Source organism: Streptomyces plumbidurans (assembly GCF_019857225.1).
Lineage (GTDB): Bacteria > Actinomycetota > Actinomycetes > Streptomycetales > Streptomycetaceae > Streptomyces > Streptomyces plumbidurans.
The window spans coordinates 234,229-247,626 of the sequence record NZ_JAFJSY010000001.1; the positions used below are offsets into that span (position 1 = coordinate 234,229).

Here is a 13,398-nt window from a genome sequence, read left to right on the forward strand (position 1 = left end):
CTCAGGCGTTCCAGATCTTCTCGGCGTCGCGTTGCCAGTCGGTCAGGATGGAGCCGATCTGCTGGGGCTTGGCCAGGAACTTGGTGAGCGCGGTGTCGGCGGTGGGCTGGAGCGCGTCGCTGGAGTCGCGGTTGAAGAACTGGGTGATCTCGGTGGCCGAGGCGACGTGTGCCCGGCCCTTCTTGACCAGCGCGGTCCCGGCGTCCTTGGCGTCGGGGTTGCAGGGCAGGACGGTGCCGGAGGAGCCCTTGATGTAGGTCTCCTGGGCCTCGACGGTGGCGAGGTAACGCATCAGGTCGTAGACCTGCTCGCGGCGGCCGGTGCGGGCGCTGGCGAAGTAGCCGTCGACGGGGGCCTCTTCGGCGAGCGGGACCTTGGCGTCGATGATCGGGAAGCGGAAGAAGTCGATGTCGTCCAGGGCGTTCTTGGGTGCCGAGTCGGCGAAGAAGGTGCCGATGAGCATCATGCCGGTCTTGCCGTTGAGCAGGGCGGTCGTGGCGTCCTGGAAGGCGAGGGCGGTGCCGTTCGGGTCGAAGTAGCGATGCACCTCCTGCCAGCGGTCGAAGACCTTGCGCACCTCGGGGTCGTCGAACCGGTGCTTCCCGGCGAGGAGTTCACGGTGGTACTGGGCGCCGTTGATGCGGATGTCGAGGTAGTCGAACCAGGCGGAGGCCACCCACGGGGTGTTGCCGCCGGCGCCGAGCCCGATCGGGGCGATGCCCTTGCTCTTGAGCTTGTCGCACAGGTCGAGGAAGTCGTCCCAGCTCTTGGGGAGTTCACGCACGCCCCACTTGGCGAAGTTGGACTTGCGGTAGAACATGCCCCACCAGTAGTAGGTGGCGGGCACGAAGACCTTCTTGCCGGCGCTGGAGGTGCACAGCTTGTTCTGTGCCTTGGAGTAGCGCTTGAGGTCGTGCGAGGAGTTCCACACCTCGTCGAGGTCGAGCAGCAGGTTCTTCTTGGCGTACGCGTCCGCCACCGAGCCGGGGTACCAGGTGTAGACGTCCGGCGGGTTGGCCGAGGTGAGATACGTCGGCAGCTGGGTGCGGAACGTCTCGGCGGCGACGGTGTTGAGGCTCGCCTTGCCTGAGCCCTTCTTGGCGTAGGCGGCGACGATGTCCTCCATCGCCGTCTTGGCCTGCGGGGCCGAGAGGTTGGACTGGAGCGTCACATTGCCCTTGGAGGAGCTCTTGCCCGAGGAGGTCGAGGTGACGCAGCCGCTGAGCAGTGCCGCTGTCCCGGCGGCACCGAGTCCGCCGAGGAACCGGCGTCGGCTGGGCTGAAGGTTGGCCATGATTGATTCCTAATTTATTTGAATTGGGTCCGGTGCACGTAGCCGTCGACTCCGCGGAACACCGCGTCGACGGCTCCGTCCGGTCCGGCGACCGCGCCGAGCGCACCGTCGAGGGCGGCGCTCGGGAACTCCTCCCGCTTGCTCCAGCCCTGCCAGGCGCCGTCGGCGTACCGCTGCTGCCAGAGCGTGTAGTCGGCGGCCCGCGCGTACAGCACGACCGCGTCCCCGGTGGCGACCAGCGTCGGACTGCCGCTGACGGTCCCGCCGAGCGAACTCCACGCCGACCACTGGCCCGACGCGTCCCGGGTGCGGGTCCAGATCTCGTCGGCGGCGGTGCGCACGGCGACATGGACGCGGCCCGCGCTGTCGACGACGGCGGACGGACGGCCGTAGGTCTGCTTGTCACCGGGCAGTCCGAGCGACATCCAGCCGGTCGCGGGGCCGCGCTGCACCACCGCGCCGTCGGCGCCGCGCGCGAACAGTGTCCAGTGCGCCGGGTCGGTGAACACCACGGACGGCGCGTCGGTCAACTCGCCGCCCAGCGACTGCCATTGAGCCCAGTGGCCGTGGTCGTAGCTGCGCCGGTAGGCGCGGTCGTCGGTGCCCCGCACGAAGACGTCGATACGGCCGTCGGCGGAGGCGTACGCGGCGGGCTGGCCAACGAACTTCCCGTGGGTCGGGCCGCCGAGATCACGCCGCCCGTTGTCGTTCGCGGCGACGAGCGAGCCGTGCGGGCCGCGGAAGAAGGTGGTCAGGCCGGAGCCCTCGCGCACCACGGCCGGGCTCGCCGAACTCTTCTCCCCCAGGCTGGTGCCGGGCGCGGCGTCAGTGCCGGTCAGCTTCAGGAACGCGGTGCCGTGCGCGGGGACCTCGACGGTGTACGAGCCGGTGTGCGTGCCCCGGTCGGCGCGCGCCCGCAGGTCGCGGACCTGGACCTTTCCGCCGAGGCCGGCGTCGGCGAAGCGCACGGTCCGCTCGGCGGGTCTGTCGGAGCGGTTGAGCAGGACGACCGCGCGGCGGCCGTGGCCCGTGAGGACCTTGCTGTAGACGTCGCCGGTCGCGTCGGTCGCCACCCGGACGCCCTGGACGGCCAGCGGGTCCTGGTCGACGGCGATGATCTCCGGGTTGCGGAGCGTCCTCAGCATGGATTCGGACAGGGTGCGCGGGTCGGAGCCCAGCATCAGCGGCGAGCCCATCTCGGCCCACATCACGAACTGGCTGGTGGACTCCTCCTGCGTCAGCTCGTACGTCCCGTCGGTCATCTTCCGCATGGGGATGAGGTAGTCGGGGTCGTTGTGGTGGCCGGGGCCCTGTGCCTCGGGGTGCCAGGCGTTGGCGTCCATGTTGCGCAGGATGTTGGGCCACTGGCCGGGGCTCGGGGTGCCCCAGGCGATGTCGGTGCCGGTGCGCCAGGAGTCGGCGGTCGTCGGGCCGTAGACGTAGGTGTTGTGCGCGTCCTGCTCGGGGGTGTGCGGCAGGCCCCAGTCGTCGGTGAGCGGGTTGCACAGGTTCAGCAGCATCTTCCGGCCGGACTTGGCGACCGCGTCGCTGAACTCCTTGAACGCGGGCCCCGGATCGAGCTTGGCGCCGATGCCGCACAGGAAGTCGACCTTGACGGCGTCGAACTTCCAGGCCGCGAACTGCTTGGCGTCCTGGTCGTAGTACCCGCGGCTGCCGAGGCCGCAGCTCTTGCCGCCGTCGTAGGTGCCGGCGTCGGTGTAGATGCCGGCGCGCAGCCCTCGCTTGTGCAAATAGGAAACCAGCGCCGGGATGCCGGAGGGGAAGCGCTCCGGGTTGGCGGTCAACCGCCCCTGTGCGTCACGGGGGTTGTCGGCCTGCCAGCCGCCGTCGAGCCACACGATGTCGTAACCGGCGTCGCGCAGGCCGCTGCTGACCAGCTTGTCGGCGACGGCGCGCACCTCCGTCTCGGTGGGCGCGCCGATGCCGTAGTAGGTGTTCCAGCCCATGTAGGGCGTTGGTGCGAGACCGCTGTCGTAGTACGCGGGAGCGCCCTGGTCCACGGCGCCCTGCGCGGTGGCCGTGGGAGCGGCGGTCACGGTGAGAACGGTCGCGACGGCGGCTGTCGCCGCCAAGCCTTGCAGGGGTGAAGTCGTCACGGCGAAGACTGTGGCCCGTGGCCGGAACCCTGTCAATATTAATTCCTAATTTATTCAAACACCCAGGATCCCGCTGTCACAGGTCTTGACACCCACCCCACCCAGGTGCACTGTTTGGCAACGTTGTCAGAGGCCAATGTCGCTGATCGGAGCCGCAGTTCATGTCGGACCAGTCCCTCAGACCTTCGCGTCGCACCCTGCTGTCCACCGGGTCCACGCTCCTCGCAGGTTTCGGCCTCGGCATGGCCCTCCCCGCCGATGCCCTTGCGTCGAGTTCCGGGTCGCCGGACCGGCCCGCCGCACCCGGCGAACTCGCCGCCTACCGCCCCGTCGAGGTCTCCTCCACCGACTACGCGCCCACGCCCGCCGAGTTCGCCGTCGACGGCGTCCCCGCGGCGGGCGTGCGCGGCACCGGCTGGCGCGCCGCGGACGGCGACCCGCAGTGGATCTCCGTCGACCTCCAGGCCCTGTGCGAGGTCGAGTCGGTCCACCTCACCTTCGAGGCGACCTCGGACGACCCGCCCTTCGTCGGCTCCTCCGGCAGCAACCCGCGCACCGACACCACCGGCCAGGAGATCCTCTCCAGCTGCGCGGTGGACTACGTCGTCGAGACCTCGCGCGACCACAAGAGCTGGACGCAGATCTACAGCACCACCTCCGGCAAGGGCGGCGCCGTCGAGATCGCACCGGCGAAGCCGGTCACCGCCCGCTGGGTCCGCATGACCGTGCACAAGCGCTCCAACACCAACCCGCTCGGCCTCAACGGCTTCCAGGTCTACGGCACCTGCCGCACCGAGCGCCCGCATGTCACCGGCTGGACCGACTGGGGCACCCACCACCGCACTCCCCCGGCCCTGAAGGTTGCCGCGGACGGCACCGTGCCGCTGGAGTCCGGCTGGGACCTGACCATGGACGACTGGGCCGACGGGGACGGTGCCGCGCTGTCGAAGCCGGCCCTGGACACCAGCGGCTGGCTGCCCGCGACGGTGCCCGGCACGGTGCTCACCTCGCTGGTGGACCAGGGCAAACTGCCCGAACCGGTGGCCGGCTTCGGCAACCTCCATGTCCCGGAGGCCCTTTCGCGCCACTCCTGGTGGTACCGGCGCGGCTTCCGCCTCCCCAAGGGCGTGCGCACCGGCGCCGGACGCCGTCTCTGGCTGGAGTTCGACGGGGTCAACCACAAGGCCGAGGTGTGGCTGAACGGCAGCCGGGTCGGAGAGGTCACCTTCCCGTTCGCGCGGGCCGCGTTCGACGTGACGAGCCTGATCGGCGACGGCGGCAGTGACAGCGGCAGCGGCAGCGGCGGTGAGCAGGCGCTGGCCGTGAAGATCACGCCCATGCCGTTCCCCGGCAGCCCCGCCGACAAGGGCCCGGCGGGCTCGTCGTGGGTCGACGCCGGGGCGAACATGATGAACCGCAACTCGCCCACCTACCTGGCCTCTTCGGGCTGGGACTGGATGCCCGCGGTGCGCGACCGCGCGGCCGGCATCTGGAACCACGTCCGGCTGCGCTCGACGGGCGCCGCCGTCCTCGGCGACCCCCGCGTGGACACCCGCCTGCCCGACCTGCCCGACACCGGTACGGCCGAGCTGACCATCCTCGTCCCGGTGCGCAACGCGGACCCCGACGACCGGCGCGTGACCGTCTCCGCGTCCTTCGACGGCATCCGGCTGTCCCAGACGGTCACGATCCCAGGCGGCAAGACGGCCGACGTCACCTTCACACCCGCCGACCACTCGCAACTGAGGCTCAAGAACCCCAAGTTGTGGTGGCCCAACGGCTACGGCGACCCGGCCCTGCACGACCTCACCCTCACCGCCACGGTCAACGGCGCACAGAGCGACCGGCGCACCACCCGCTTCGGGATACGCCAGTTCGGCTACGAGTCGGAAGTGCCGCTCACCTTCCAGTCCGGCAGCGACGCCTACGCGCAGAAGGTGACCTTCACCCGCCGCACGGCCCGCTACGTGCGCATCATGTGCCGTACGCGGGCGACGAGTTGGGGCTCGTCGATGTGGGCCCTGTCGGTCACCGACAGCTCGGCTCCCGGCACCGACCTCGCCCTGCACAAGGACGCCACGTCCTCCTCCGTGGACGATCCGGGGAACAAGCCCGGCAACGCCACCGACGGCGACGACGGCACCCGCTGGTCCTCCTCCTTCGAAGACGACCAGTGGATCCGGGTCGACCTCGGCTCGTCCGTCTCCTTCGACGCCGTGACCATCACCTGGGAGCAGGCCTACGCCCGCACGTTCACCGTCCAGGTCTCGGACGACGGCGACAACTGGACGGACGCTGCCGACGTCGACAACACGGCGGTCCCGCTGCCGTTCCGCAGCAGCGGCTCGGCGGCGCTGCAGACGGTGGACTTCACCGCGCGGACCGCCCGGCATCTGCGGATCAACTGCCATGACCGCGCCACCAGTTGGGGCTCGTCGATGTGGAGCCTGTCGGTCCTGGACAGCTCCGCTCCGGACAAGGACCTGGCCCTGCACCAGCAGGCCACGGCCTCGTCGGAGGACGAGGACGACCACAAGGCGGGCAACGCCACCGACGGCGATCCCAACTCCCGCTGGTCCTCCGTCTACGAGGACGACCAGTGGATCGCGGTCGACCTCGGCTCCTCGGTGACGTTCGACCGCGTGGCGATCCTGTGGGAGACGGCGTACGCGAAGTCGTTCACGATCCAGGTCTCCGACGACGGCACGACGTGGACGGACGTGAAGTCGGTCGACAACAGCACCGTGCCGCTGAAGATCAGCGTCAACGGGGTGCGGGTCTTCTGCCGCGGCGGCAACTGGGGCTGGGACGAACTGCTGCGCCGCATGCCGGCCTCGCGCATGGACACGGCGGTGCGGATGCACCGGGACATGAACTTCACGATGATCCGCAACTGGGTGGCAAGCTCCAACCGCGAGGAGTTCTACGCCAGTTGCGACGAGCACGGACTGCTGGTGTGGAACGACTTCCCCAACGCCTGGGGCATGGACCCGCCGGACCACAAGGCCTTCCTCGACCTGGCCGAGGACACCGTGCTCCGCTACCGCATCCACCCCAGCGTCGTCGTGTGGTGCGGCGCCAACGAGGGCAACCCGCCCGGACCGGTGGACGACGGCATGCGGGCGGCGGTGCGCGCCCAGGCGCCGGACGTGCTCTACCAGAACAACTCGGCGGGCGGGATCGTCTCCGGCGGCGGCCCCTACAGCTGGGTGGACCCCGAGCGCTACTACTCCGCCTCCACCTACGGCAGCGGCAGCTTCGGCTTCCACACCGAGATCGGCATGCCGGTCGTGCCGACCGCGGAGTCCATGCGCAACCTCGTCGGCGACGAGCCCGAGTGGCCGATCGGCGGCGCCTGGTACTACCACGACTGGAGCACCAAGGGGAATCAGGCGCCGCAGAACTACCGCGCGGCCATCGAGACCCGGCTCGGCACGGCGAAGGATCTCGACGACTTCTGCCGCAAGGCGCAGTTCGTCAACTTCGAGAGCCACCGCGCCATGTTCGAGGCCTGGAACGCCAACCTGTGGGACGACGCGAGCGGGTTGATGCTGTGGATGTCCCATCCCGCCTGGTACAGCACGGTGTGGCAGACCTACGACTACGACTTCGACGTCAACGGCGCCTACTACGGCGCCCGCAAGGCCAGTGAACCCGTCCATGTGCAGGTCGGCCCCGACGGCCGGGTCATCGCGGTCAACCACACCCCGCACGCGCTGACCGGCGCCACGGTCTCCGCCCGCCGCTACGACCTCGCAGGCCACGCCCACGGCCCCGAGCAGCGGGGGTCCGTGGACGTCGCGCGCTCCTCGACCGCGGACGCGTTCACCCTGGACGACCAGGACGGCCTGCCGGCTCTGCACCTGCTGCGGCTCCGACTGGCCGACGCACACGGTCGGTTGTTGTCGGAGAACACCTACTGGCAATACGGCAAGCCCGAGGACATGCAGGCGCTCACCGCCCTCGAACTGTCCCGGGTGTCGGTCGACACCTCCGGCACCCGCACCTCGGGCGGCCGCCGCGAGCTGTCGGCACGGCTGCGCAACCGCGGCTCCTCGGTGGCGGCGATGGTCCGCGTCTCCCTCGTCGACGCGAAGGGCCACCGGGTGCTGCCCGCGCAGTACAGCGACAACTACCTGTGGCTGCTGCCCGGCGAGTCCCGCACCCTCACGGTGTCCTGGCCCGCCGACGCGCCGGCGACGGCACGGCTGAAGGTGGAGCCGTACAACGCCCGCTGACCATCAGGGAGTTCGCTGGCATGGTCAGCCCTCGGTCGCACTCGACCGAGGGCTGACCAGTCCCGTCTCGTACGCCACCACCACCGCCTGGGCGCGGTCGCGCAGGGAGAGCTTGGTGAGGATGCGTGAGACGTGGGTCTTGACGGTGGCCTCGGAGAGGTGGAGGCGGGCGGCGAGGTCGGCGTTGCTCAGGCCCTGCGCGAGCAGCCGCAGGACGTCGAGTTCACGGGGTGTCAGGGCGCTCAGGTCGCGGTGCAGGGCGGTGGTGCCGGGGTCGCTGCGGGCGAAGCGCTCCACCAGGCGGCGGGTGATGGCCGGTGCGAGCAGCGCGTCGCCCGCGCGGACCGTGCGCACGGCCGCGACGAGCTGCTCGGGCGTGACGTCCTTGAGCAGGAACCCGCTGGCTCCGGCGGTCAGGGCGGCGTAGACGTAGTGGTCGAGGTCGAAGGTGGTGAGCATGACGACGCGGGGTGCGTCGGGCGGCGCGTCGGCGAGGATGCGGCGCGTGGCCTCCAGGCCGTCCATCTCCGGCATCCGGATGTCCATCAGCACCACGTCGGGCCGGGTGCGCCGCACCGCCGCCACGGCCTGCTCGCCGTCGGTGGCCTCCGCGACCACGTCGATGCCGTCGGCGCCGAGGATCAGCCGGAATCCGGTGCGCACCAGGGCCTGGTCGTCGGCGACGACGACGCGCAGCGGAGGGTTCACGAGTGCTCCAACTCTTCGGTACGCACGGGGATCCGGGCCTGGACGCGGTAGCCGCCGAGCGGGCGCGGTCCGGTGCGCAGGGTGCCGCCGTAGACGGCGAGCCGCTCGCGCAGGCCGATGAGTCCGCGGCCGTTCCCGGTGGCCGCGCCGGGCCCTGGCGGGCCGCCGGTGTCGGTGACCTCGACGTCGAGGCCATGGTCGTCGTAGGCGATCCGGACGCTCGCCCTCGCGCCGGTCGCGTGTTTGACGGTGTTGGTGAGGGCTTCCTGGACGACGCGGTAGGCGGCCAGTTCGGCGCCTGGTGACGGGAGTTGGCGGGGTGTGCCGGTGACGGTCAGTTCGACCGGCAGCCCGGCGGCGCGCATCCGGCCGACGAGGGCCTTCAGTTGGCCGAGTCCCGGCTGCGGGGTGAGGGCGTCGGCGGTGTCGGTGTCCGGGGTGAGCAGCCCCATCACATGCCGCAGCTCCCCCATCGCGGCCCGGCCGCCCGCCTCGACCGCGAGAAGCGCCTCCCGTGCCTCCTCGGGCGACTTCTCCATGATCTTGCGGGCGGCCCCGGCCTGGATGACCATGACGCTCACGTTGTGCGTGACGACGTCGTGCAACTCCCTTGCGATCCGGGCGCGTTCGTGCTCGACGGCCCGGCGCAGCACCTCGCTCTGCTCGCGCTCCACGGTCGTCAGCCGCGTCCGCGCCTCGGCGGCCCGCCGCCGCCAGGTCCGCAGTCCCACGGCGGCCATCACGACGGGCACGGAGACCAGCAGAGGCACGTACTGGGTCGGGACCGTGGGCTCGAAGTAGCCGTAGGGCGACCGGGGTGTGTCGGGCCGGCCGATCAGTCCGACCGCGACGGCGAGGCTCGCCAGCGTGGCCGGACGGTAGGGGCTGTAGGCGGCGGCCGAGTAGGCGGCGATCACGCAGTGGTAGAAGGTGATCCGCTCGACGCTGTCCGGGGTCAGGGCCGTGGCGAGCAGTACGGTCCACAGCACGGCGAGGGGGTAGCGGCGCCGCCAGGCCAGCGCCGCCGACGCCAGGAACGCCAGGTCCCACAGGCCCACGATGCTGTGCGCATGGGCCTGCTCGTATCCGTCACCCATCGTGAAGCCGGCCGAGAGCGCGGCCAGCAGCAGAGCCAGGCCCGCGTCGAGGAACCGGCCGCGCCGCGTCGGCACGGGCAGCGGCCCGGTCGGACGCAGTAACGCCCCGGCCGCCTCACGCATACGGTCCAGGACTCCCTCTCGCGTGTACCGCCACACCGTCACCGCCCCATTCTCCCGGGCGGCCGCGGCGCCGGGAATCCCTCCTGAGACCGGCTCGCGTACATCCCGCGCGTACATCTCAGGGATGACGCTCCACGGCCTCCTCCCGCTGCGGTACGGCGATTACCCCCGTGGGCCGTCGTGCCGCCCCCGGTGGCGTTCCTAGCGTCGAGGCACCCAGTCGATGCGCCCGACCGAGGAGACCGGCATGACGACGCCACTGATCGAACTGCGGGACGTGAGCCGCCGCTACGACACCGGACCGCCCGCGCTGCGGGACGCGTCGCTGACCGTGAACGCCGGGGAGGCCGTCGCCGTCCTCGGCCCCTCGGGCAGCGGCAAGTCGACGCTGCTGAACCTGGTCGCGGGACTGGACCGGCCGGATGCCGGGACGGTCACGGTGGACGGGGTGCGGGTGGACCGGCTCGGCGAGGCCGCCGCCGCGCGCTACCGGCGGGCGAAGATCGGCATGGTGTTCCAGTTCTTCAATCTGCTCGACGACTTGAGCGTCCTCGACAACGTGGTCCTGCCCGCACGCCTGGCGGGCCTCGGGCGGCGCGAGGCGCAGCGGCGTGCGGAGGCCCTGCTGCAGTCGCTCGGCATCGACCGGCACGCCCACGCCTTTCCGGGCCGCCTGTCCGGCGGCGAACGGCAACGTGTCGCGGTGGCCCGCGCCCTGATGAACCGCCCGCCCCTGCTCCTGGCGGACGAGCCGACCGGAGCCCTCGACTCCGCCTCCGGCCAGGACGTCGCCCGCCTGCTGAAGGAACTCAACGACGACGGCCAGACGATCGTGGTCGTCACCCACGACCTGCAACTGGCCCGGGCGTGCACGCGCCGCACGGTGCGACTGGCGGACGGATGCGTCGCGGGCGACACCGACACGGCTGCCGGCGCGAGCACAGCCTCCGAAACGGCGACCGGCGCGAGCACCGACACGGAGCCGGTCCGATGAGCGCGCTCTTGCGGGTCGTCGGCGCGGGAACGGCCCGTCGCCGGGTGCAGGCGCTGGTGATCGGGCTGGCCACGCTGATCGCGGTGACGGCATCTGTGCTGGGCGGGTCGTTGCTGGTGGCGTCGCGGGCGCCGTTCGACAAGGCGTTCGCGCGGCAGCACGGGGCGCATCTGAGCGCGCAGTTCGACGCCGGGCGGGCCACGTCGGCGCAGGTGGCGGCGAGTGCGCGGGCCGCCGGGGTCGGTGCAGCGTCCGGTCCGTTCCCGACCGCCTCTCCCGTCATGGGCTTAGGCGGACAGGCCGTGGCGTCGCTGTCCGTCGTCGGGCGGGCCACGCCCGGTGGAGCCGTCGACCGGGTCGACCTGACCGAGGGCCGCTGGGTCCGCAAGGCCGGGGAGATCGTCGTGTCGGCGGACACCGGACCGGCCGTGCCCCTCGGCCGCCGACTCTCCTTCCCCGACCTGCCCGGCAGCCCCTCGTTGACGGTGGTCGGCGTGGCCCGCTCGGTCAGCCGTACGGCCGACGGCTGGGTGCTGCCGTCCGAGATCCCGGCGCTCAGCGCGTCCGGCCGGGCCGAGGGCTACCAGATGCTGTACCGGTTCACGCACGCGGCGACCTCCACCGAGATGAGCCGGGACCGGGCCGCGGTGGAGTCGGCGGTGCCCGGCAGCTCGCTGACGGGCGCCCAGTCCTGGCTGTCCGTGCGGAAGGTCGCCACCCGCAGTACCTCGCTGTTCGTGCCCTTCCTGGTCGCGTTCGGCGTCCTGGGCCTGGTCATGTCGGTGCTGATCGTCGGCAACGTGGTCGCCGGCGCGGTCGCCACCGGACGCCGCCGGATCGGTGTCCTCAAGGCGGTCGGCTGCACACCCGGCCAGGTCGTACGGGCCTGCGCGGCCCAGGCGTTGCTGCCCGCCGCGCTCGGGGCGGTGCTCGGCACGGTCGCGGGCCAACTGCTCGCCGTACCGCTGCTGTCGGACACCGAGGACGCGTACGGCACCGCAGGGCTCGGCGTCGAGCTCTGGCTGGATGCCGCCGTGGCCGGCGGGGTGCTGGCCGTGGTCGCCGTGACCGCATGCACCGCCGCCTGGCGAGCCGGACGCCTGCGCACAGTGGACGCGCTCGCCGTCGGCCGCACCCCCGCCCCCGGCCGAGGCCGACGGGCGGCGCGCCTCGCCGCCCGACTCCCGCTGCCCCGACCGGTCGGCCTGGGCCTGGCCCGGCCGTTCGCCCGCCCGGCGCGCACGGCCTCGATGGTCGCGGCGGTCGTATTCGGCGCGGCGGCGGTCACCTTCGCCACCGGTCTGTCCGGCTCCCTGGGCGAGGTGATCGCGGCCAAGAACCACAACGCCGCCGATGTCACGGTCGGCGAGGCCGTCCCAGGACCGGGCGGACCGCACACGCGTCCGGGCGGTGGCCGCCAGACGCCCGCCGATCCCGCCGCGATCACCAAGGCGATCGAGGACACGGACGGCACCCGCAGGTACTACGGCACCGCCACCGCGCAGGCGGCCCTGGCCGGTGTCTCCGGGGAGATCAGTCTGGTCGCGTACGACGGGGACGCCTCCTGGGGCGGCTTCCGGATGGTCTCGGGACGTTGGGTCCACAAGCCGGGTGAAGTCGTCGTCGCGTCATCGGTGCTGACCCTCGCCGGAGCGAAGGTCGGCGACACGATCACGCTCCGAGTGCACGGCAAGCCCGTGCCGGTGCGGATCGTCGGAGAGGTCTTCGACACCGGCGACGACGGCACCCGCGTCTTCACCGACGCGGCCACCCTGTGGTCCGCCCTGCCGGACCTGAAGCCCACGACGTACGCGATCGATCTGACGGCGGGCACGGACAAGGACGCCTATGTGAAGGCGCTCGACTCGGCGTTGCAGCCGCTGGGCACCAGTGCGACCGGCGAGAAGTACGTCAACGGCAGCGACAGTGTCACGGTCATCGACGCCCTTACCGCGTTCCTCACGGCGCTGCTGATCTGCGTGGCCGCGCTCGGCGTGCTGGGCGGCGTCGTCCTCGACACCCATGAACGCATCCGGGACCTCGGCATCCACAAGGCGCTGGGCATGACGCCCCGTCAGACCGTCACGCTCGTCATCACCTCGGTGCTGCTGCCCGGCATCGTGGGAGGCGCGCTGGGCGTGCCGCTCGGGGTCGCGGTGCACGACGCGGTGGTACCGGCCATGGGCCACAGCGGCGGACTGCGGCTGCCCGAATCAGTGCTCGCCGTATACGGCACGCCCGAACTGGTCCTGCTCGCCCTGTCCGGCGCGGCCGTGGCCGTCCTGGGCTCGCTGCTGCCGGCGGGCTGGGCGGCCCGCATCCGCACCGCGACCGCGCTGCGCGCGGAGTGAGGCGGCGGCCGAGTGGGGCGGCCCCGGCGTGCAACCCTCTCGCAACCTTGCCCGTGCTGCCCTGGAGGCATGGCTGAGCAGAATCCGCAGTACGAGGACATCCCGCGCGTCGAACTCACCCCCGCGGCCGCCGATCTGTTGCGCCGGCTGCGCGCCACGCACGGCCCGCTGATGTTCCACCAGTCCGGTGGCTGCTGCGACGGCAGTGCGCCCATGTGCTACCCGGAGGGCGAGTTCCGTACCGGCGGCTCGGACGTCCTGCTGGCGGAGCTGCAGGTCGAGGGAGTGGTGGAGCCGGTGACGTTCTGGATGTCGCGCAGCCAGTACGAGGTCTGGAGCCACACCCGGCTGATCGTGGACGTGGTGGAGGGCCGCGGCAGCGGGTTCTCGCTGGAAGCCCCCGAGGGGGTGCGTTTCCTCACCCGTTCTCGCGTTGTCGACGCATAGCCATCCCATTGATCACCCCGATCTGCTGC

At 71.5% G+C, this 13,398-nt stretch carries 8 protein-coding genes; 4 read left to right on the forward strand and 4 right to left on the reverse strand.

All coding sequences use genetic code 11. The annotated features are described in order from the left end of the window. Window position 1: 1 nt before the first annotated feature. Both JYK17_RS01020 and JYK17_RS01025 read right to left on the reverse strand, forming a co-directional pair. Window positions 2-1,294, reverse strand: coding sequence for an ABC transporter substrate-binding protein (locus JYK17_RS01020; protein ID WP_108009763.1), 1,293 nt, complete (start codon window positions 1,292-1,294; stop codon window positions 2-4). Between the two features lie 14 nt (window positions 1,295-1,308). Beyond that, window positions 1,309-3,411 (reverse strand): DUF8189 domain-containing protein, encoded by a 2,103-nt coding sequence (locus JYK17_RS01025; protein ID WP_234547457.1) that lies wholly within the window; start codon window positions 3,409-3,411, stop codon window positions 1,309-1,311. A gap of 161 nt (window positions 3,412-3,572) precedes the next feature. On the opposite strand from JYK17_RS01025, the gene JYK17_RS01030 reads away from it, so the two are divergent. Then, window positions 3,573-7,649 (forward strand): discoidin domain-containing protein, encoded by a 4,077-nt coding sequence (locus JYK17_RS01030; RefSeq protein ID WP_222809558.1) that lies wholly within the window; start codon window positions 3,573-3,575, stop codon window positions 7,647-7,649. A gap of 24 nt (window positions 7,650-7,673) precedes the next feature. On the opposite strand, the gene JYK17_RS01035 is transcribed toward JYK17_RS01030, so the two are convergent. Continuing rightward, the gene (locus JYK17_RS01035) at window positions 7,674-8,357 is read right to left on the reverse strand and encodes a response regulator (RefSeq protein ID WP_108009769.1); all 684 of its coding nucleotides are present in this window, start codon (window positions 8,355-8,357) and stop codon (window positions 7,674-7,676) included. Beyond that, window positions 8,354-9,577 (reverse strand): sensor histidine kinase, encoded by a 1,224-nt coding sequence (locus JYK17_RS01040; protein WP_108009771.1) that lies wholly within the window; start codon window positions 9,575-9,577, stop codon window positions 8,354-8,356. Before JYK17_RS01040 ends, JYK17_RS01035 begins: the two co-directional genes overlap by 4 nt. A gap of 247 nt (window positions 9,578-9,824) precedes the next feature. Here JYK17_RS01040 and JYK17_RS01045 point away from each other — a divergent pair, with 247 nt between their 5' ends. The 3 genes from JYK17_RS01045 to JYK17_RS01055 all read left to right on the forward strand — a co-directional run bounded on the left by JYK17_RS01045 (window position 9,825) and on the right by JYK17_RS01055 (window position 13,369). Further along, the gene (locus JYK17_RS01045) at window positions 9,825-10,571 is read left to right on the forward strand and encodes an ABC transporter ATP-binding protein (protein WP_108009773.1); all 747 of its coding nucleotides are present in this window, start codon (window positions 9,825-9,827) and stop codon (window positions 10,569-10,571) included. Next, window positions 10,568-12,922, forward strand: a complete 2,355-nt coding sequence (locus JYK17_RS01050) for an ABC transporter permease (RefSeq protein WP_222809559.1) — start codon at window positions 10,568-10,570, stop codon at window positions 12,920-12,922. Before JYK17_RS01045 ends, JYK17_RS01050 begins: the two co-directional genes overlap by 4 nt. A gap of 69 nt (window positions 12,923-12,991) precedes the next feature. Further along, window positions 12,992-13,369: a DUF779 domain-containing protein gene (locus JYK17_RS01055; protein ID WP_128803799.1), complete on the forward strand. Its 378-nt coding sequence runs from the start codon at window positions 12,992-12,994 to the stop codon at window positions 13,367-13,369. Window positions 13,370-13,398 lie beyond the last annotated feature (29 nt).

Bases quoted from the DNA above. Each gene is read 5' to 3' on its own strand.
- JYK17_RS01055 (WP_128803799.1), top strand. From the start codon at position 12,992: ATGGCTGAGCAGAATCCGCAGTACGAGGACATCCCGCGCGTCGAACTC.
- JYK17_RS01030 (WP_222809558.1), top strand. From the start codon at position 3,573: ATGTCGGACCAGTCCCTCAGACCTTCGCGTCGCACCCTGCTGTCCACC.
- JYK17_RS01040 (WP_108009771.1), bottom strand. From the start codon at position 9,577: ATGCGTGAGGCGGCCGGGGCGTTACTGCGTCCGACCGGGCCGCTGCCC.
- JYK17_RS01045 (WP_108009773.1), top strand. From the start codon at position 9,825: ATGACGACGCCACTGATCGAACTGCGGGACGTGAGCCGCCGCTACGAC.
- JYK17_RS01050 (WP_222809559.1), top strand. From the start codon at position 10,568: ATGAGCGCGCTCTTGCGGGTCGTCGGCGCGGGAACGGCCCGTCGCCGG.
- JYK17_RS01020 (WP_108009763.1), bottom strand. From the start codon at position 1,294: ATGGCCAACCTTCAGCCCAGCCGACGCCGGTTCCTCGGCGGACTCGGT.